Annotated in this window: 14 protein-coding genes; 4 read left to right on the top strand and 10 right to left on the bottom strand. The window is 62.4% G+C overall.

Annotated elements, in window-relative coordinates:
• The first annotated feature begins 4 nt into the window (after positions 1 to 4).
• From AC07OV_RS01030 to AC07OV_RS01015, 4 genes are all read left to right on the top strand, one after another.
• A complete protein-coding gene (locus tag AC07OV_RS01030) occupies positions 5 to 757 on the top strand; it encodes an ABC transporter substrate-binding protein (RefSeq protein ID WP_060754625.1) in 753 nt (250 codons plus the stop codon).
• A gap of 72 nt (positions 758 to 829) precedes the next feature.
• Positions 830 to 1525, top strand: a complete 696-nt coding sequence (locus AC07OV_RS01025) for an ABC transporter permease (RefSeq protein WP_017254012.1) — start codon at positions 830 to 832, stop codon at positions 1523 to 1525.
• Positions 1526 to 1563: 38 nt separating this feature from the next.
• A complete protein-coding gene (locus AC07OV_RS01020; protein ID WP_101273709.1) occupies positions 1564 to 2253 on the top strand; it encodes an ABC transporter permease in 690 nt (229 codons plus the stop codon).
• Positions 2234 to 3421, top strand: a complete 1188-nt coding sequence (locus AC07OV_RS01015; RefSeq protein WP_495091300.1) for a methyltransferase — start codon at positions 2234 to 2236, stop codon at positions 3419 to 3421. Before AC07OV_RS01020 ends, AC07OV_RS01015 begins: the two co-directional genes overlap by 20 nt.
• A 241-nt stretch (positions 3422 to 3662) precedes the next feature.
• Here AC07OV_RS01015 and bcsQ (AC07OV_RS01010) read toward each other — a convergent pair whose 3' ends face one another.
• The 10 genes from bcsQ (AC07OV_RS01010) to bcsQ (AC07OV_RS00965) all read right to left on the bottom strand — a co-directional run bounded on the left by bcsQ (AC07OV_RS01010) (position 3663) and on the right by bcsQ (AC07OV_RS00965) (position 19214).
• On the bottom strand, positions 3663 to 4589 hold the full coding sequence (gene bcsQ, locus AC07OV_RS01010; RefSeq protein WP_494996148.1) for a cellulose biosynthesis protein BcsQ: 927 nt from the start codon (positions 4587 to 4589) through the stop codon (positions 3663 to 3665).
• 176 nt (positions 4590 to 4765) lie between these two features.
• The gene (locus tag AC07OV_RS01005) at positions 4766 to 5890 is read right to left on the bottom strand and encodes an alginate O-acetyltransferase AlgX-related protein (protein WP_495091299.1); all 1125 of its coding nucleotides are present in this window, start codon (positions 5888 to 5890) and stop codon (positions 4766 to 4768) included.
• A gap of 12 nt (positions 5891 to 5902) precedes the next feature.
• Positions 5903 to 7318, bottom strand: coding sequence for an MBOAT family O-acyltransferase (locus AC07OV_RS01000; protein WP_176997311.1), 1416 nt, complete (start codon positions 7316 to 7318; stop codon positions 5903 to 5905).
• A 17-nt stretch (positions 7319 to 7335) separates the two neighbouring features.
• Positions 7336 to 8001 (bottom strand): alginate O-acetyltransferase AlgF, encoded by a 666-nt coding sequence (locus AC07OV_RS00995; protein ID WP_494996145.1) that lies wholly within the window; start codon positions 7999 to 8001, stop codon positions 7336 to 7338.
• A complete protein-coding gene (locus AC07OV_RS00990) occupies positions 8001 to 8663 on the bottom strand; it encodes an SGNH/GDSL hydrolase family protein (protein WP_176997313.1) in 663 nt (220 codons plus the stop codon). Before AC07OV_RS00990 ends, AC07OV_RS00995 begins: the two co-directional genes overlap by 1 nt.
• Before the next feature lie 16 nt (positions 8664 to 8679).
• Positions 8680 to 12570 carry a cellulose biosynthesis protein BcsC gene (locus tag AC07OV_RS00985; protein ID WP_495091298.1) on the bottom strand — a complete coding sequence of 1297 codons (3891 nt, stop codon included), beginning with the start codon at positions 12568 to 12570 and terminating at the stop codon, positions 8680 to 8682.
• Positions 12552 to 13748, bottom strand: a complete 1197-nt coding sequence (gene bcsZ / locus AC07OV_RS00980; protein ID WP_495091297.1) for a cellulose synthase complex periplasmic endoglucanase BcsZ — start codon at positions 13746 to 13748, stop codon at positions 12552 to 12554. Before bcsZ ends, AC07OV_RS00985 begins: the two co-directional genes overlap by 19 nt.
• On the bottom strand, positions 13745 to 16018 hold the full coding sequence (gene bcsB / locus AC07OV_RS00975) for a cellulose biosynthesis cyclic di-GMP-binding regulatory protein BcsB (RefSeq protein ID WP_495091296.1): 2274 nt from the start codon (positions 16016 to 16018) through the stop codon (positions 13745 to 13747). Before bcsB ends, bcsZ begins: the two co-directional genes overlap by 4 nt.
• Positions 16015 to 18234, bottom strand: coding sequence for a UDP-forming cellulose synthase catalytic subunit (gene bcsA / locus AC07OV_RS00970; RefSeq protein WP_494996141.1), 2220 nt, complete (start codon positions 18232 to 18234; stop codon positions 16015 to 16017). Before bcsA ends, bcsB begins: the two co-directional genes overlap by 4 nt.
• Positions 18231 to 19214, bottom strand: a complete 984-nt coding sequence (gene bcsQ, locus AC07OV_RS00965; RefSeq protein ID WP_494996192.1) for a cellulose biosynthesis protein BcsQ — start codon at positions 19212 to 19214, stop codon at positions 18231 to 18233. Before bcsQ (AC07OV_RS00965) ends, bcsA begins: the two co-directional genes overlap by 4 nt.
• Positions 19215 to 19796: the final 582 nt, after the last annotated feature.

The following is a 19796-nucleotide window of genomic DNA, read 5'->3' as shown; positions in this document are numbered from 1 at the left end:
ATGCATGCAGAACTATAAAAAATTCCTTCTGGCCGCGGCCGTCTCGATGGCGTTCAGCGCCACGGCCATGGCAGAAACCTTGAAAATGGGGATCGAAGCGGCCTACCCGCCGTTCAACAATAAAGACGCCAGCGGCAACGTCGTCGGCTTCGACAAAGACATCGGCGACGCCCTGTGCGCCAAGATGAAAGTCGAGAAGTGCGAAGTGTATGTGTCCGACTGGGACGGCATCATCCCGGCCCTGAACGCCAAGAAGTTCGACTTCCTGGTGTCCTCGCTGTCCATCACCGATGAGCGCAAGCAGGCCGTCGACTTCACCGACCCGTACTACTCCAACAAGCTGCAATTCATCGCGCCCAAAGCCACCGCAGACTTCAAGACCGACGCCGCTTACCTGAAGGGCAAGACCATCGGCGCCCAGCGCGCGACGCTGGCCGGCACCTACCTGGAAGACAAGCTGCCGGACACCACCGCCAAGCTGTATGACACCCAGGAAAACGCCTACCTCGACCTGACGTCCGGCCGCCTCGATGGCATCCTCGCCGACAAGTACGTGCAGTACGAATGGCTCAAGAGCAAAGACGGTTCGGCCTATGAGTTCAAAGGCGACCCGGTTGTAGAAAGCGACAAGATCGGTATCGCCGTACGCAAGGGCGACCCGCTGCGCGAGCGCCTGAACAAAGCCCTGGCAGAGATCAAGGCAGACGGCACCTACAAAAAGATCAACGACAAGTACTTCCCGTTCAGCATCGAATGATCTGAGCGACTTGCCCGACGCGCTCACCTGAGCGCGTCGGCTTTTAGCAATGCCTTGCGATATGAAAACACCATGAATTTCGACCTCTACGGATTCGGCCCGGCGCTTGCCGCTGGCGCGCTGATGACCGTCAAACTGGCGCTCACGGCCCTGTGCCTGGGGCTGGTGCTGGGCCTTGCCGGCGCCTTGGCCAAGACTTCCCCGTACAAGCCACTGCAATGGCTGGGCGGTGCCTACTCTACGATCGTTCGCGGCATTCCTGAATTGCTGTGGGTGCTGCTGATCTACTTCGGCACCGTCAACCTGATGCGCGCCCTCGGTGAGTTCTTCGGCAACCCCGACCTTTCCCTCAGTGCCTTTGCCGCCGGGGTCATCGCCCTGGGCCTGTGCTTTGGTGCCTACGCCACGGAAGTGTTCCGTGGCGCAATCCTCGCCATTCCCAAGGGCCACCGCGAAGCGGGCGTGGCATTGGGGTTGTCGAAGTTTCGCATTTTCACCCGGTTGATCATGCCGCAAATGTGGCGCATCGCCCTGCCGGGCCTGGGCAACCTGTTCATGATCCTGATGAAAGACACCGCGCTGGTCTCGGTGATCGGCCTTGAAGAAATCATGCGCCATGCGCAGATCGGCGTGACCGTCACCAAGCAACCGTTCACCTTCTTCATGGTGGCGGCCTTCATGTACCTGGGCCTCACCGTGCTGGCCATGACCGGCATGCACTTCCTCGAAAAACGCGCCGCCCGCGGCTTTGCAAGGAGCGCCCAATGAGCGGTGACTACAGCTGGCTGTCGCATTTTGACCTGGGCCTGAACTGGGCCGTGATCATCAAGTGGCTGCCCAAACTGGCCCAAGGCGCAACCCTGACCCTGGAATTGGTGGCCATTGCCGTGATCGCCGGCCTGTTGCTGGCGATTCCGTTGGGCATCGCCCGCTCTTCGCGCCGTTGGTACGTGAGCGCCCTGCCCTACGCCTACATCTTCTTCTTCCGTGGCACGCCGCTGCTGGTGCAACTGTTCCTGGTCTACTACGGCCTGGCGCAGTTCGACACCGTGCGCGAGAGCTTCATGTGGCCCTACCTGCGCGATCCGTTCTGGTGCGCCACCGCCACCATGACCCTGCACACCGCCGCCTATATCGCCGAGATCCTGCGCGGCGCCATCCAGGCCATTCCGCCGGGAGAGATCGAAGCGGCGCGCGCCCTAGGCATGTCCAAGCCCAAGACGCTGTTCTACATCATCCTGCCCCGCGCCTCGCGCATCGGCCTGCCGGCCTACAGCAACGAAGTGATCCTGATGCTCAAGGCCAGCGCCCTGGCCAGTACCGTGACGTTGCTGGAATTGACCGGCATGGCGCGGACCATCATTGCCCGCACCTACTTGCCGGTTGAGATCTTCTTCGCAGCCGGCCTGTTCTACCTGTTGATGGCCTACATCCTGGTACGTGGCTTCAAACTGCTGGAACGCTGGCTGCGCGTCGATGCCTGCCAAGGACGTTGAGGCACGCTTCCAGGCGCTGGATGCGTTTCTGATCGAGCACCAAGGGCTGTGGCGACCACGGCCCTTTACGCATCTGCACTTACCCTGGGAAACCGAGCATCCCGAGCTTGCGAGTTGGCTGCGTCAACGCTCGTTGGAGGACGCCGAAACCAGCCACAACCATCCCCATGACCTGCCCGCGCCGGTACCTTTTCCACAGCTGGCCGCTAGAGCACGCCAGCTCAGTGCTGTGGATAAGTTACCGACCCAACCCCTGGCACCCGCTCACCCTCGCTTGAACGTCGACGTTCCCGGACGCAAGTGGCAGCAGATCGAAGCGTTCGGCGGCGCCCTGACCTTTACTGACACGCCCCAACACTGGCTGGACTGGTGTGCCGGCAAAGGCCACCTCGGCCGTCGCCTGCTGCAGCCCGGCCAGCAACTGACCTGCCTGGAATACGACCCGGCGCTGATTGCTGCAGGCCAGGCCTTGAGTGATCACCATCACTTGCCCGCGACCCACACCCTGCAAGACGTCATGGCGAACGTGGCGATAAGCCCCGAGCACACCCCCGTCGCCCTGCACGCCTGCGGCGATTTGCACGTGCGGCTGTTGCAATTGGCCAGCGCCGCCGGCTGCAAACAACTGGCAGTGGCGCCTTGCTGCTACAACCGCATCGGCGCGGAGCGCTATCAAGCGCTGTCCGCTGCGGGGCGTGCTTCGGCCTTGCAGTTGTCGGTGGATGACCTGGGCCTGCCGCTGAGCGAAACCGTCACCGCAGGTGCACGGGTGCGCCAACAGCGCGATATCTCGATGGCCCGACGCCTGGGGTTCGACCACCTGCAACGCCAGCTGCGCGGGTGTGACGACTACCTGCCCACGCCCTCGCTGCCCGCCAGCTGGCTGGGCAAGCCGTTCGCCGAGTACTGCCAGGCCCTGGCAACCCTCAAGGGGTTATCCACAGGCAAGCAGGATTGGGATGCGCTGGAAGCCCACGGCTGGCAGCGCCTGGCACAGGTGCGCAACCTGGAATTGGTACGCGGGCTGTTTCGGCGCCCGCTGGAGATGTGGCTGGTGCTGGATCGGGCACTTTTTCTGAAGGAAGCGGGCTATAAGGTTGAGATAGGCACCTTCTGCGAACCGGCCCTGACCCCACGCAACCTGATGGTGCTGGCCGAGCGCGATTAAGGGGCAAATTCTTCGCGCCGCGCCCTGTGGATAACTCTGTTGATGAATTCTTTACGGAGGCTGTAGTTATAAGCGCTACAGCCCAAAAGCCCTACTGGTCATTTTTTGTTCATAAAATAAAATGCACGCAAAACAGGCAGTTGCAGCGTGTTGAGAACGGCTCCACAAAATGGCTGTTTCGTGACAGCCCCAACCAACCGATTGTGCATAAGCGTCTGGTGTTAAGCGCATAAACCGCACTTCATGCGGTTTTTTTTGGCGCCTTCAACACACGGCACAGGTCGTTGATATCGTCACACGCCAGGCTGATCGCCGGGCTGTCCAACGGGTCGGTGCCAAACGCCAGGGCTTCGCTGATCGCCGCGTCGTGATGCACTTCCATCGGGGCATTGCCCAAGCGCTGCTTAAAGGCTTCGAGCATGTCCAGGCTGAAGGCATTGTCCTCATCCAGCTGGTTGATCACGTAATGAACACGCGGCGCCTTGGCGTGTGCCAGATACGGCGCGAGCAATACCTCCATCTGGTCGAGGGTACCCAGTGAAGCGGCATCCGCCTGGGCCACGACCAGCACCACATCGGCGATGCTCAGCGCTTGATGGAAATACACGTTATTGCCGGCCTGCGTATCGATGATCAGCGTTTGCCGCTCGCTCAAGCCAAGGTCCGCGACGTGCCGCGCCAGCCAACCGGTTTCCTGCTTGAGCCAGCGGTGCAGGTTTTCCTGTTGTTGCTCGGTGGTATCACCAAAGGCAATCACTTGGCAGCCGGCAAACCCGGCTTGTTGAAGTGGGCGCCACTGGCCGTGTTGCAGACTTGTGCGACCGATCCCCGGCAACGCGGCGCTCACGCCGAAGTGATGACGCAAGGCGTTTTGCGGGTCCAGGTCCAGCGCGACCACCGATTCGCCCTGGCGCTGCAAGCCGCTGCTCAGGGCCGCCGCCAGGGTGCTGCGGCCGACGCCGCCATTGATCGACACCAATGCCACGACTTTCGGGCGCTGCGCCATCACCTGCACCGGCAGGGCGTGTTCATTGGCACTGGGAGGGGGAAACGGGGTGCCGTCGTCGACGGGAATGCTGCCAAAGAAATGCAGGCGCGCATTCAATCCTTGGGGATCTCGGGCGACATCCTTGCCTAGCAGACAGAAAATTCGATCAGTAAGGCTCATGGCCTGAACTCCACACGGCGCATCTTAAAGACGTGAGGGGTCGGCAAGAAAAACGAGGGCTTACCGCAGGTCTTTTTGTGTGCGTCTCTGTGCAAGCATTCTGTTACAGAGCCGTCAAAGTGTCATTATTTTGGTATATGGCCGCCTATTTTTTAGACAGGCGGCAAATCGTCAAATTAATGACTTACGTTGATCGGATCGTAAGGCGTTTGCAGATCCCGCTCAGGAATCTCCCAAATCAACAACTTAGGCGGTGTTTGCTTGAAAGCCGGGCTGTCGAAGTACGCCTTGGCCGCGCCAGAAAATTCACCACCGTCCTTGCTGAAATTACCCACCGGCGCATTCAGGGCCTTTTGCAGGAAGCCGACAAAGTTGGAGTTGCGCGAGAACGACGTGCCGATCAGTGCCACATTCGGCAGGCCGGCATCGCCAAACAGATCGTCGGCATTGCTGGTGGCACCGCCGGTTTCATGGGCGCTGCTCGCTGCGACTGACTCCCCTGGCGGTTGCAACTTCGGCGGCAGCCAATCCAGGCCGGCCAGGCGCACCAAGTCACCGGGACGCACCGCGAGCGGTGCCTGGGTGATGTCGAACGCCTGCTCCGGCGTGGCCTGGATGCCGCGCTGCTGGATGCGCTGCGCCAGGGCCTTCGCACCGGCGTTGGAGCCGATCTCGCTCCAGTGGGTGTCGGTGCGCAGATACGCCTCGGCGCCCAAGGGTTTCAAGGTGTCGGTCAGGTCCAGCGCCGACACGCCAGCGGCCTGCAATACACCGGTGAAATCCTCAATCCGGCTGTCGAGCACGGCCGGGCGATACAGGCCACAACGCTCGGCGGCGGCGATGCGGCTCTTGTCCGGCACCACCAGCACTTGCAGGTCGATGCCTCTGTTGGCCAGTTGCTTCTGCAAGTCGATCACGGCCTGGGCCTTGGTCTGCTCGTTGGCGCCAGCGTGGCGGTTGATGCGCAGTTCATCGCTGATAAACAGCCAGCCCGGGCACCCCTGGCGTACACGCGGCCCGGTGTCGCCAAACGCCAGCCAACTGCCGCCACGCTCAAGGTTGGCGGCCTGGATCGCCATCGGCGCCTTGGCCAGCTCCTTGGCAAAGCGATGGGTTACATCACCGTGCAGCAGCATGTCGCTGTCGACCTTGACCGGCAAAAAACTGATCGGCCCTTTGACCATCAGCCAGGCGCAGGACAACAGCCCGGCCGCCAGGAAAGGCACCAGCACCCAGGCCGCCAGCGGGCTGGTACGAACGGCCACTTCACTCGGTGGCGTCGGCGCGGTAGGAGCAGGCATGGTCGGGCGTCCTTAGAACTGAAAGTACAGAAACGGTACGGCGTCGCGGCTGGCAATCAGCGCGAACGACAACACAAACCCGGCCACCGGCCACAGCGAGGCCGCCACCACAAACCACGGCTGCGTGCCAAAGCGCTGCTCGCAGCGCACCTGCCAGATCGGCGCAATGATGCACACCAGGCCGAGCAACGCGGCCATGCCATGGGCCGGGCGCATGGCCACGGCCATCGCATCACCCAGGCCCATGCCGTGCAGGCCGAACTGGCCGGCGTACATGGTCAGCGCCGAGTGGAAGTCCGGTGCGCGGAATAGGGTCCAGGCCAGGCACACAAACAGCAGCGTGAGGATGTGCGACAACACCGGCGGAATGCTCGGCAGGCTCGACCGTGACCACGCACGGTCAACACACAGCGCCACGCCGTGGGCCGAACCCCACAGCAGGTAGTTCCAGCTGTCGCCGCCGTGCCACAACCCGGCAATCGCCATGGTCAGGAACAGGTTGCGATAGGTGCGCCACACGCCGTCACGGTTACCGCCCAGGGCGATGTACAGGTAGTCGCGCAACCAGCTGGACAACGACAGGTGCCAGCGCCGCCAGAAGTCCTGGATGCTGCTGGCCAGGTACGGCCGGTTGAAGTTTTCCGGGAAGTGGAAACCCAGCATCAGGCCCAGGCCGATGGCCATGGCGCTGTAGCCGGCGAAGTCGAAGAACAGTTGCAGCGAGTACGCCAGGCAACCGATCCAGGCGTCCACCAGGCTGGGGTTTTCCAAGTGAAAGGCGATGTCGACCAAGGGCGACAAGGTGTCGGCCACCAGCACTTTCATGCCCATGCCGATCATGAAGCGCCGTGCGCCGAGGGCAAAGTTCGGCCAGTTGAAATAACGCTGGTTCAGCTCGCGGCGAACCCAGTCGTAACGGATGATCGGGCCCGCAATCGAGTGCCCGAACATCGAAATGTAGGTGGCGTAATTGATGAAGCTACGCTCCACCGGCACCGTATGACGGTGCACGTCCACCAGGTAGGAAATGGCCTGTAGCACGATAAATGACAAGCCGGCCGGCAAGGCCACGCGTTGCCAATCAAGCGGCATGTAGCCGTACCAGGTGATCACCTCGCTCACGGTGCCCGCGACGATGTTGGCGTACTTGTACCAACACAGCACCGCCGTGTTGAACACGATCAACGCGATCAACAGGCGCACCCGGCCTTTGCCGTCCTCACGGGAGCGGTCCACCAGCAAGCCGCCGACCCACGCCACCACGGTCAACACCATGTGCAGGAACAGGAACAACGGGCTCAACCAGCCGTAGAACAACCAGCTGCCGATCAACAGGATGACGTTGCGCCAGCTCGGACGAGCCAGGGCATAAATCAACAGGAAGGCCGGCAGGAACAGCGTGAGGAATTCGAGTGAGGCAAAGACCATGGTGGGTTCGGGCCCGATCAGTTAGCGAGCGTGTCAGGCGCGAACAACAACCTGGTACCGGCAGCGGATGGCAATGCCAGCACGCTGTAGCGCTCGCCGGCCTTGAGGGTGAACGTCAATGGCTGGCCGGTTGGCGTACCCGCGCACTTGAGCTGCACCGACAGTTCCACCGGGTTGATCATGCGACGTTGCACCGAACCTTCGGCGGCTTTCTTGAACAGTTCGGCCTTTTGCGCCACGGCTTCCAGGCTGGCATCGGCGCACGCGGCATCGGCGTTGACGAAGGCCAGCGAGGCCTTCAACGCGTTGAAGTCGTCCGGTTGCTCGTGGATCACCAACTGGCGAATACCGCCTTTGGCATCGGCCACCGCGATCACCGTGGCGAACTCGCCCGGGGCCACAGTGACCGCCAGATCAGCGGTTTTGCTGCCCTGGCTCAACACACCCTTGATCGGCGCGTTGCCGCCCGACACGGGCAGGTAGTCGGAGACGAGCTTGTCGCCGCCCAGCACCAGGCTGGCCTTGGACCCGTCGGCCACCAGCTTCAACTCGCTGCTGGTGCCGTTGGCAAAACGCAGGAACGCCGAGTCTTTTTCCGGCCCGGTGGGGTACAGCGGGATGTCGGCGCTGTAGGCGCTGACGCTGGCGAGCAAGGTCGCCAGGCCCAGAGAAAGACGCTTCATCACTTGGCTCCCTTTACAGCGTCAGCCGGCAATGCCGACAGCGCGCCGCCGATGGCCTTGGCCCACTTCTGGTAGCCGTCGATGGTGAAGTGCTGGCCGTCAGTGGTGATCCACTCGCCCGGCTTGGAGAAGGTCAGCGAGTCGATGTAGGTGCACGGCGCAACGTTGGTGGCCAGGAACGACGACATCAGCTTGGTGCGCGCGTCATCCTTCTTGTACATGGTGCCGACCTTGCCCCAGGCCGGGCCGACCCACACGCACTTGGTGCCGGTTTCGCTGATGGCCTTGGTCAGGGATGTCACGCTTTTCCACGCCCAGACTTTCGGGAATTGCGGGTCCGGGTAGGACGCCATGGTGTCGCCAATGATGATCACGACGAGATCGGGCTTGTCCTTGGCGATCAGGTCCTTGACCGGCGTGGTGCTCATGGCGTTCTTGCCGAACACTTGCGGCTTGGCGCCCGGCAGGTTCTCGGCGCCGCAGTCGACTTTCTTCGGCACGATCCAGTCGGCCGCACCGGCGCCACAGGCGCCGATGGTGTGGACCTTGGCGCCTTGCGCCGTCAGGTTGGCTTGCAGCGGGTCAAGCAGGTGATCGGGAAAGCTCAAGTGGCTTTCGCCCAGTACCAGCAGGGTCAGGCCGGCAATCGCGGAAACAGGCATGGATGACTCCTATCAATCAATTCGAATACGGGGAACGGTAAGGGCTGACCGGCAGCGGCATAGGCCCACTCAGGTCTTCAAACAGGTAGCGCAGGTACGCGTTGCCGACGTACTGGCGATAATCCTGGGCGTTGTCGACACCGACTTCGCCACCCAGGTAAAAGCGCGAGCTGAGGCGGTATTCGGCGGCCGCGTTGAGGCTGTAGCCGATGCCGGTCTTGCTGCTGCTGTCGTATTTTTTGGTGGCTGCATTGTCTTGCAAGCGGCTTTCGGTCGGGAAGTAATCGGCGCCATCTTGCGCGATATGCTGCACGCCCACCGAACTTTTCAACTCGTAGCTGAAACGGTCGAAGCTCTGTGCCCAGCGAACCGGCACGGCCAGGGAGAAGAAGCGTTGCGGGCTGAAGTAGCCGCCCTGCCCATAGGTGTAGAAACCCTGGTTGTCCTTGAAGCCCATGGCCATACCGCTGACGCCCAGGGTGAGGGTGTCGGTCGGTGTGTTGCGCAGGTACCAGTAGACGCCGCTGCCCAACTCCATACGGGTGTTGTCTTCGACGTTATTGCCCAGCAACTGGTGCAACGACGCGTAGCCGTAGGCACCCACTTCCTGGTCGTCGTAGCTCAGCTCGGCACGTCCGCCGTTGGCGGTGACGCCGCCCCACTTCTTCTCGTGGACCTGGCCATCAGCGTCAGTAATCCTCGCGGTCGAACCGGCAAACGAGGTCACGCTGTCTGTCACCGGGCGCCGCGAAACGTTAACGCCATAGCGCAGGTTGCCGCCTTCGGTGAACGGTCGATTCACACTCACGCCACCCACCACGGTGTTGTAGGTAAAGCCCAACGGGCTCACACCGATATCAGCCTTGACGCCTTGCGCCGGGTCTTCAACGGCAACAGCCAGGCCGACGCCGTTTTCTCGCTTGGCTTTGTCCTCGCCAGCACCCGCGCCAAAACGCGCAGCCGAAATAGCTTTGACCGCACCCGAACTCAAGCTCACCGGCGTCGCACGCAACGCCACATTCAAGTCACCCACTGGCATGCGCGCTTCGAATGGCGTGTCCACTTCGGTGATTTTGCTCAGGCCACTTTCACCGTTGTTACTGCGCACGCTCAAGCCCTGCACCAGGTAGCCACTGCGATCACGCAACAGGCCATCGAGGGCACGGCGTGCCGGGCTCAAGGTCGGGTTGTCCAGCGCGGCAATTCGAGTCGGCGGAACAAACGGGTCGCTCAATTTGTTCGACGCTACAAAACCGTTGGCAGGGACGGCAGCGCCCGGCACAGCCACCGGTGCCGGTACCGTACTGGCCGGCGCATCGATGGGCGGCGGCACGGCGCCGCGATCCACGGCCAGGTCAGTGATCTGCCGACGCTGGCCCGGCAAGCCGACGAAGGGGTTGTAGGCCACGCCTTGGGCATCAGCCAGCGCCGAACGCGCCTGGACGCGCTGGGCGCTCTCGATGGCCAGGGCGCGGCGCAGCAACTCGGCCGCCTCGGCATTACGGCCCAGCCCCTGATAGATCTGCCCGGCAGCGGTCAGCGTTTCGGCACTGGTCGGGTCCAGGCGCAGGGCCTTGTCGGTGGCCGATTCGGCCAGGCTGCGATTACCGCCCTTCAAGGCAATGCCGGCAAGGCCCAGTTGCAGGCGAGCGTTGTTGGGGTTCTGCTGCACCAGCGGTTCGTACAGCGCCATGGCTTTCTTGCCATCGCCACCATCGGCGTACATGCGCGCCAGCACACTGATCGCCGAAGTGTCGTGAGGACGCTGCACCAGCGCCGGCGAGAGCATGTCGTAGGCAGCCACCAAGTCATTTTTCTCGCGCAGCGCATCGGCCTGCTTGACTCGGTACTGGAAGATCAGGTCTTCGTAGCGCTGGCGCCCGGCGTCGGTCAACGGCTGGCCCTGCAGGTCGCGCAGGATGTCGCCCGCTTCGGTGTAGTGGTTGGCCTTGAGCAGCACGCCCGCGTAGAGCAGCTTCTGGTCGGGTGTCGGGTTCGAGGTCTTTTCCAGCACGCCTTGCATGATCTGCAAGCCTTCTTCCGGGGCGCCCACCTCGACGTAAGCCGAAGCCAGCACCGCCAGGCGCTCGGGCTTCTTGCCGGCCAGGGAAGCGCTGCGACCGAGCAGCGCCAAGGCTTCGGGGCGCTGGCCACGGCGGGCGCTCTCGATGGCGATCTCAGTCTGTTTGTGCAGGGCGATGTCACTCGCCAGCTCATTCATGTCCGGCGTGCGCTGGGCCGCAGGAATGCGCGACAGGGTCGCGTCCGCCGCTTTCCACTCATCCAGCTCAACCGAGAGCAAGGTGCTGGTGTACAGCGCATCCGGCTGGCTGGGCTGGCTTTTGAGCAGGCCATCGATCAGGGCACGGGCGTTGCGGATTTGCCCGTCGCGCAGGTACACGCGCGCCAGGGCGAAACGTGTCCAGGGGTTTTCCGGGTCGGCGTCGAGGGCTTGCTGGTAAGCCGCCTGGGCGGCTTTCAAGTCGCCGCGCTGGTCGGCCACCTTGCCCATCTGAGTGGCGCGCAGGGCCTTGATCTTCGCACTCGAAGAGAACTTGCCACGGTCGGCCGCGGACAGCGAGTCGATCAGCTTCAAGGCTTCATCGGGCCGGCCGGATTGCGACAACACGCCGATCAGGCCACTCAGGGCATCCGGGTCGTTGGGGTTGCGCGCCAGTACTTTGCGGTAGCTGGCTTCGGAGGCGTCGAGCTGGTTGTCTTGCGCCTGGAAACCGGCCAGGGCCATGGTGGCGTCGGTCTTGCCGGGGTTCAGGCGTTCGGCCTGGGCGGCCAGGTCACGGGCCTGGCTGCTGCGGCCGGCGTTCTGTGCGTCACGGGCCTGGTTCAGCAGGCTCCAGTAGCGCACGTCATTCAAGGCTTTTTGCCAGGCGCCACCACCGGGCAGGCGCGTGGCTTGGCCGAGGTAGTTCTCTGCCTCGCTGAAACGCTGCTGCTGTTGGCGCACCACGCCCATGCCGCCGAGGGCATCGACGTCATTGGATTTTTCAGCCAGGCGCGCTGCCAGCAACGGTTCGGCGGTTTTCAGGTCGCCTTCGTCGAGGGCCTTGAACGCCTTGACCAGCTTGGGATCACGCTGCCAGCCGCCATCGCCCTTGCCTTGGGCAATGCCTTTGTTCATCAGGGCACGGATCTCAGTGTCGTCCGGATGCTTGGCCAGGAACTGCTGGAACAATGGCACCTGCTCACGGTTCGGCGCACCGAGCCAGACCAGCGCAAAACGCCAGCCTTCATCGGCGGCGCCGCCCACGTCGTTGTCGGTCGATAGGCGCTCCATCGCACGAATGCCTTCGACGCGCGAAGACGGGTTACGCGCCAAGTGCCGGGCCAGGAACAGCGCGGCGATCGAGTCATTCGAGCGCTCACGCGTGACGCGTTGCAGGCCGGCGATACCTTCGGCGGTGCCTTTGGGCGTGAACGCCAAGGCGTTGTAATACTCACGCGCAATCAAGCCTTGAGGCTGGCGCCCCTGGAAAATCTGGCGGTACAGCGCCACCGCCTGCTCGCGCTCTTCCACCGGTTCACCCAGTTCACGGGCTTGTTCCAGCAGCTTGGCGTTGGCGGGAATGTTGACGGCAATGTCTTGTTCAAGCTGTAAGGCTTGGCGCGGCAGTGGCGAAATCGCACGCAGGCGGGCCAGGTATTTCTGTGCCTCTTCCGGATGTTGCTGTTGCACCTGGACCAGGCCGATACCGTACAGCGCGTCCGGCTGCTCGGGGCTCAGGCTGAGCAGTTTCTGCCAGCTTTCCAGGGCACGCTCGGGGTTCTTCTTCGACTGCCAGTAGTTGCCCTGCTCGATCAGCAAGGCTTGTGGGTCGCTGGTTGCAGCCAGGCTGGCGCTGGACGCCAGGGTGGCCAAAATCGCAAGGGCTAGCGTGTGGCGGCGCATGCGCCCTCCCAGAATAATTTGACCGTACCGTCTTGTTCGAAACGGTACTTTTGATCGGCAAAACCTTTGCCGAACAGGCTCAGCATGTAGTCGTAATAAACCGGCTGCGCGGTATCGGGCGCGGACGGCGCCATGGCCTTGCCCAGCACGTCGTCGAGCTTCTGCTTTTGCAGCTGCGCCAGGGCGGTCTCGCCGCGTGCCTGGAAGAACACCATGGCCGACGCCGAGAACCCCAGCGGCGAGTAGCCATTGTTTTTCTCGACTTCACCGGTGAGCACATGGACCTTCTCCGGCGGCAGGCCATTGGCCGACGCCGCCGTCGCTCGCGACAGGCCACCCAGGGCCTTGAGCATCGGCGCGGCGAGCGGGTCGCTCTTGGCGGTCATGCCGGCCCACAGGTAGGCGCGGATCGCGTCGTAACTGCCCAGGTCGTCAGAGTACGGATCGACCACAAACACGCCAGTAGTGGCGCTGGTAGCGCGGTAGCCCACCCAGTTGGCGGCAAAGCCATGGGGGTTGCTGTGCGGGTCGGCCAGCATCTTCGCGTTGCTGTCGGCGACTTCATTCCAGCCGCCGTTCGGGCGCTCTTTATTGAAGCGACGCAGTTGCGCCAACACTTGATAGCTGGGGTTGAAGCGCCACAAACCGCCCGGATAGGCATAGCCCACCGGCCCCGGCAACAGCATCTTGCCCAGGCCCGGTACGCGTACGATCAGGGTCTTTTCCACATTGGCCAACACCAACTGCGCATCGGCGCGGTATTGCGGCACGTTCCAGATGCGCGCCGCTTCGAGCAACGAATAGGCGATCCACAGGTCGGCATCGCTGGCGGAGTTGGCGTCGATCACACCCCAATCGCCGTCCTTGTTCTTGCCCCACAGCCAAGCGAACAAATTGCGATTGATGTCGTTGCCGGCCATGTTGGACTTGGTCCAGGTCCACAGCTTGTCGAACCGCGCACGGTCGTTGCCCACCAGGGCAAAGAACATGGCGTAGGACTGACCCTCGGAATTGCTCTCGCTGGGGTTCAGGGACGAGTTCAGCACCCGCCCGTCTTCCTGCACAAAGCGCGTGGCGTAGTTCTGCCACAGCGGCCATTGCGCGTCACACGTCTGGGCCTGGGCAGCCCCCGCACACATCGCGGCGCCCACCACAACCCAAGCGGCTGGACGCATCATGCCAACCGCCGTTTTGCACGGGCACGCAGGGACAGGTAAATCAGGCAGGAGACAATCGCCATGCCAAGGAAGGTGAACAACAGCATCCAACCCAGGTTTTGCGACAGTTGCCATTGCACCGACTTGAACAGGCCCAGTTTGCCGACGTAGTACTGCTGGTCGGCCACCAGTGAGTCGACCTGTGTGCCTTGCACCACCGCCAGGCTGCCCTGGATGGTGTCTTTGTATTGGTCACCGCCAATCAGTACGGCGGTTGCGGCTTGCAGGCCTTCGGGCTTGGTGCTGGAGATCAGCACCACGCTGCGACCGGCCTTGAGCGGCGATTCGAAACCGGCAAACCAGGTGCTGGTGCTCAAGCTGTTGAAGCTGATGGCCGCGTTGGCCGCATGCTTGTTGGCTGCGGCGTCCGGGCTGATCCACGTGCTGACGTAGCGCGGCAGGTCAGACAGTTTGAAATGCTGCTGCGGGCCGTCGGCGGTCGCCGGCAGGTATTGCTGCCACTGCTTGAACAACGGCTGGTCGGCACCGGTGGCGATCACCAGCAGGTCTTTATCGGCAACACTTTGCACGTCCTTGGCTTGCACCACTTTGACGGCCGTCGCCGGGTAACCGGTGGACTCGCCGAAGCGACCCAGGATGGTCAGGTACGCGCTCAGCTCCTCGGTGCCAAAGGTGTCAGGCAACACCACGGCCGACTCGGACAGGTCTGCCAGGCGGGTGAACGGGAAGCCTGCGTCATTGAACACACCCAGGTTGGGCATGGCGATGAAGTGCTGGTAGCCGCTGATGTCGAGGCTCGAATCCGGGTCGATCGTGCCGCGCATGTTGTCGACGATGATGTCCCGGCATTCGCCTTCCTTGATGTAGTCGTACATAAAGCGCAGTTGCAGCTTGGACATCGGCGACGCGGAGCTGATCGGCAGCAGCACAGTGGCTTCACGCGGCAGCGTGTTGTCCTTCTGCATCATGCTCAACAGGGTCTTGCCGTCCGCCAGGTTGGTGATCGACGGCAGTGGCATGGACTTCATGAACTGGTCATCCAGGCCCACCAGCAGCGAGGAATTGGTCGACACCTGCTGCGGCGTGTAGCGGTATTTGAGGTGCAGCGGCACACCCTCTTCACGCCAGTTGAACAGGTCGGGCGGCAGGCGGAAATCCACGTTGATGGCGCCCGGGTTGTAGCCCGAGACGCTGAGTTTTTTCAGCTCGACCAGTTCACCCAGACGCACCGGGCGATCACTGGGCACCCAGTTCGGCGCGTCATAAGGACGGCGCGGTGCCAGGCTTTCGAGTTTGTCGATCACCACGCTGCTGCCGGCCAGCACCGGGTTGCCCAGCGCCACAGCGGTCGCTGCGCGCTTGAGTTCGGCGCCGTCGCGGCCCGACACGATCAGCAATTTGCCCTGAGGGTCGTTTGGGTTGGCGATCAGGTTCAGGGTCGGCCCGGTGGCTTGCGCCACTTTCACGCCATTGACGTCGACTGCGTTGGGGCTGAGCACCAGCACAATGGCATTGCCCTTGGCCGGGATCGTGCCGTAGGCCGTGGGGAACGTAGCGCCACGGTAGCTGGCCATGGCGCCGAACCACGAAGACAACGTGGCCGCCGCTTCCAGGGTGGCGTTATCCGGTGCGGTGGCGAACACGAACGGCAGGTTGACCTGGCGGGCATCGCGCTTGTCGAAGAACGGCAGCGGCAACACCGACAGATCATCTTTCAACAGGATCGGCGAGACCTGCACTTTCAGTTCGCTGGTGTTGCTGATTTTCGCCCACAGGCTGCTGTGCAGCGGGTCCTCGCAGGACATGCTGTAGTGACCGATGAACTGCAACCGCAGGCGGTTGAACTCGGTGATCAGGTGCGGCGGAATCTGTACCACGGCCTGTTGCGCCGTGCCGGCACCTTCTTTGGGCAACGGCAGGCTGGCGGCGACTTCGTCGTTGACCAGCACATTGATCTGCGACAGGTCAGCCAGCAACGCCGGCGAGTAGCTGTAGTTGAGCAGCAGTTGAGCGCCTGTCACGACCTGGTCGGCACGGATGTCGAAGTTGACGCTGTCGGACGACTCCACACCCTGCAGGTTCATGGTGTCGCGACGGCCCAATTGCTTGAGCGTGAGGCTATAACCGTTCTCGGCACCTTGCGCGGCAACGGGGGCAATCGCGGCTTTGTCGGCCGCCTGCAGCAGTGGGCTCAGGCCCAACAGCGAGGCGATCATCAACGCGAGTGCGGCACGCGAATGAGCGCGCGCAAAAAGAGGTGTGAAGGTCATGGCTTGTCCATCAACGTATCAAGCGGTTGTGAGGGAGTGCGGCGCAGGGCCATACGTAATTCATGCAGGGTGGCACGGCACAACGTGAACAGACCGCCGATGCCGATACCGCCGACTTCGCGCAAGGCGGCCAGCGGCGTATCGGGTTGGCCGGCACCCCAGCTGGCGGCCCAGGTGTCGGCACGTGAGAACGTCAGGCGCACCAGTTCGCTTTGCTCGCGCAGGGTCAATGACTCGAACTGCGCACCAATCTGGGCGCCCTTGCTGAACGCCACTCGCGCCTGGAACAGGTTGTCCTGGCCGTTGCGCGACAACACCAACTGCACCCGTTCACCTTGGACAATAGAGTGGCCATCATCGAGGATCAGGCCGAAGCCGTTCTGCGAGAAGTCTTGGGTGATCCCGTGAAGCACGCGACCGTCGGAACAGATCACACTCACCGGCAGCTTCGCACTCACACGCGGCTCGGAACGCACTTGGCGCGTCTCGGAGGCCACGGCCACCGCGGCGCTGGTGATGATCAGGTTGTAGAGGGTCCAGGTCATGTTGATGGCGACGGTGACGGCGGTGTTTTCCGCGCCGTACACCAGTTGATGCACACCAAAGCCCAGGCCCACCAGGTTCACCACCAGCAACACCAGGTAGGGGCGTGCGAGTTTCCAGTCGAAGAACTGCTTGTCGATGATGCCGCCCTTGTCGGTGACGTTGAAACCACCGGCCTTGGGATTGACCAGCGCCACCAGCACCGGCGGCAGGATGTACCAGGCCAGTACCGTCTCGTACACCTCGTTCCAGAAGGAGTGACGGAAACGCCCCTGGATCCGTGAGTTGGTCAGGCTGGAGTGCACCAAGTGCGGCAGCACGTAGGCCACGATCATCAGCGCCGACGCGTGGAAGATCTCGGCGCCGAACACCAGGTAAGCCAGCGGCGCCGTGAGAAACACCAGGCGCGGCAAGCCATAGAAGAAGTGCAGCATGGCGTTGGCGTAGCAGATGCGCTGGCCCCACTTGAGGCCTTTGCCCAGCAGCGGGTTGTCGGTGCGGAAAATCTGCGCCATGCCCCGTGCCCAGCGGATTCGCTGGTTGATGTGGCGTGACAGGCTTTCGGTGGCCAGGCCCGCGGCTTGCGGGATGGCCAGGTAGGCGGTGTTGTAGCCCAGGCGGTTGAGCTTGAGCGCCGTGTGGGCGTCTTCGGTCACGGTCTCGACGGCCACGCCGCCGATTTCCAGCAGGGGCTTACGGCGGATCACCGCGCAGGAACCGCAGAAGAAGGTGGCGTTCCACAGGTCGTTGCCGTCCTGCACCAGGCCGTAGAACAGCTCACCCTCGTTGGGCACGGCGCGGAAGGTGTCGAGGTTCTTCTCGAACGGGTCCGGCGAGAAGAAGAAGTGCGGCGTTTGCAGCATCGCCAGCTTCGGGTCTTTCAGGAACCAGCCCAGGCTCACCTGCAGGAAGGAGCGCGTCGGCACGTGGTCGGCGTCGAACAGGGCAACGTATTCGCCGTCGGTGACCTTCAACGCTTCGTTGAGGTTACCGGCCTTGGCGTGGAAGTTGTTGTCGCGGCGAATGTAGTTCACGCCGATCTTGCGGCAGAAGTCGCGGAAGTCGTCGCGGCGACCGTCGTCCAGCACGTGGACGCGCAGCTTGTCTTTTGGCCAGTCCATCGCCTGGGCGGCGAAGATGGTCAGTTTGACGATGCTCAGGGCTTCGTTATAGGTGGGAATGAACACGTCGACCGTCGGCCATTCTTCCGGTTCGGTCTTGAGCCACACCGGCTGGCGGCGCAGCGGCCAGGCGGTTTGTACGTAGCCGAAGATCAGCACGACCATGGCGTAGAACTCGGCCGCCACCAGGCCATAGCCGAAGAACATGTCGACCCAGGTTTCAAACCCGAGCGTGGAGGTAAGCCGCCAGAAGATGTAGCGCAGCGACGCCACCAGCGACAGCACTACCAGCGCAAGAATCGCCAGGCGCCCCGGGATCTTGCGCAACACCAGCACCGCCAGGAAGCACACGCCGGCAAACAGGAACTGGCTGTAGAGGTCCAGCGGTGCGGCGATGATGCTCATCAACAGCAGGGCGCCGAGCACGCCACTGGTGACAACCAGTACCGTACGCAGCGCCGCCGGCCAGCGATTGAAGCGCGCAATAGCGCCATTTAGGCGCTGTTCAGCGCGCCCTTCGACGAAGGGCGTGGAGGACGTAGTGTCGGTCATGGAAGGTCCGAGTCGATGCGTTCGAGCAAGGCGCGGCACAGGGCGTGGACGTCCTGGCAGCCGATACTGTTGACGGTAGGGTCGAGGGGGTCACGCCCGTAGGCCTGGGCTTCGCTGAACGAGGGGTCACGGTGCACGGTGCCCAGCAGGGCATCGCCCAGGCGCGTCTTGAACACCTCGACCATGTCCAGGCTGAAGCGGTGCGCGGCGTCCAACTGGTTGATCACATAGAAGCGTTGTGGCGGGGTTACGCGCTCGAAAGCGGGCGCGAGCAAAGTGTCAATCTGGGCCAGGGTGCTGAACGACGCCACGTCGGGCTGTACGGCGACCAACACGACGTCAGCCACCGACAGGGCTTGGCTCAGGTACAGCGAGTTGCCGGCCGGGACATCGATGATCACCGTGTCCTGGCCGTTCAATTTGAGGCTGTCCAAACGTTTGCTCAGCCACTCGGCGTCCTGGCCGAGCCAGCGGTTCAGGCTCTGCTGTTGGGTGTGGTCAGTGCTACCAAATGCCACCAGGCGGCAGCCGGCAAAACCACGCTCGGGCAGCGCTTCCCAACCTTCATTGAGCAGGCTGGTGGCACCGACACCGGGCATGTTCAGGCCCAGGCACAAGTGATGGCGCAGAGCGTCTTGAGGGTCGAGGTCCAGGGCCAGCGCTGGGCGGCCCTGGCGCTGCAAGCCACTGGCAATGGCTGCCGTCAGGGTGCTGCGGCCAACGCCGCCTTTTACCGAGACCACCACCACAACGGCCGGGCTGGAAAGCTCCGAGTACACTTCGCCGTCCAGGCCCTCCACCACTTCAGGCGGGTGCAGGTGTTCGGCTTCGCCGTGGTTCAGCTCTTCGAGCAACCGCAGCAAGGGGGCGGACGGCGCTTCCATGACCGGGGGCATTTGCACAACCGCAGGCGCTTCAACGACTTCCGGGCTTTCCAGGACCTCTACATCGTCCTCGAGGTACTCGTGGACAACGTTGATCTCGCGGTAACCATTCGGGTTGGCACCCAGCTTGTTGAATAGTTTTGAAATGTCATCTGCCCGACTCACTCACTGCCCCTCCCCACCTGGTTTGCGCTTTAAAGGCGATAAAAAGGTCAGCAATGTGCTGACCTTGAATTCTTCTAGTTATGTGGTGTGGGGCGCATTCTGTGATATCACATTGATGGTGTCAGTATTTTGATGCTTTTAGTTCAATTTAATCCGACGAACGGCATGACGCCATTTTTATGACAGTTTTGCGAAGAAAAAGGCATTCGCTGTTAGAACATGAACTTGCGTTATTTTTTCGCGGAGATTGCTGCCCGAACGGACAACAACGGCGCAAAACTGACATATCCATCAACAAATATTCGGCAGCCCCACACTGTCTCGAAAATTTGCCTACACGAAACCGCGATTAAACCTACGATTTATATCGCGCAACAGAATACGGAAACCTCACCCGGATTCAAGGGAAAACCGGCTGAGCGGTCGACTCAAAATCACCGGCAAAGCCACGGCCCGTGTATCTCTGTGTATGAAGGCCTGGCCCCTATACACAACGAAGCAAAACCCGCGCCG

The organism is Pseudomonas sp. GW821-FHT09A09 (assembly GCF_059418405.1).
This window is presented reverse-complemented; position numbering and strand designations above follow the sequence as displayed.

Bases quoted from the DNA above. Each gene is read 5' to 3' on its own strand.
- AC07OV_RS01030 (WP_060754625.1), top strand. From the start codon at position 5: ATGCAGAACTATAAAAAATTCCTTCTGGCCGCGGCCGTCTCGATGGCG.
- AC07OV_RS01025 (WP_017254012.1), top strand. From the start codon at position 830: ATGAATTTCGACCTCTACGGATTCGGCCCGGCGCTTGCCGCTGGCGCG.
- AC07OV_RS01015 (WP_495091300.1), top strand. From the start codon at position 2,234: ATGCCTGCCAAGGACGTTGAGGCACGCTTCCAGGCGCTGGATGCGTTT.
- bcsQ (WP_494996148.1), bottom strand. From the start codon at position 4,589: ATGAGCCTTACTGATCGAATTTTCTGTCTGCTAGGCAAGGATGTCGCC.
- AC07OV_RS01005 (WP_495091299.1), bottom strand. From the start codon at position 5,890: ATGCCTGCTCCTACCGCGCCGACGCCACCGAGTGAAGTGGCCGTTCGT.
- AC07OV_RS01000 (WP_176997311.1), bottom strand. From the start codon at position 7,318: ATGGTCTTTGCCTCACTCGAATTCCTCACGCTGTTCCTGCCGGCCTTC.
- AC07OV_RS00995 (WP_494996145.1), bottom strand. From the start codon at position 8,001: ATGAAGCGTCTTTCTCTGGGCCTGGCGACCTTGCTCGCCAGCGTCAGC.
- AC07OV_RS00990 (WP_176997313.1), bottom strand. From the start codon at position 8,663: ATGCCTGTTTCCGCGATTGCCGGCCTGACCCTGCTGGTACTGGGCGAA.
- AC07OV_RS00985 (WP_495091298.1), bottom strand. From the start codon at position 12,570: ATGCGCCGCCACACGCTAGCCCTTGCGATTTTGGCCACCCTGGCGTCC.
- bcsZ (WP_495091297.1), bottom strand. From the start codon at position 13,748: ATGATGCGTCCAGCCGCTTGGGTTGTGGTGGGCGCCGCGATGTGTGCG.
- bcsB (WP_495091296.1), bottom strand. From the start codon at position 16,018: ATGACCTTCACACCTCTTTTTGCGCGCGCTCATTCGCGTGCCGCACTC.
- bcsA (WP_494996141.1), bottom strand. From the start codon at position 18,234: ATGACCGACACTACGTCCTCCACGCCCTTCGTCGAAGGGCGCGCTGAA.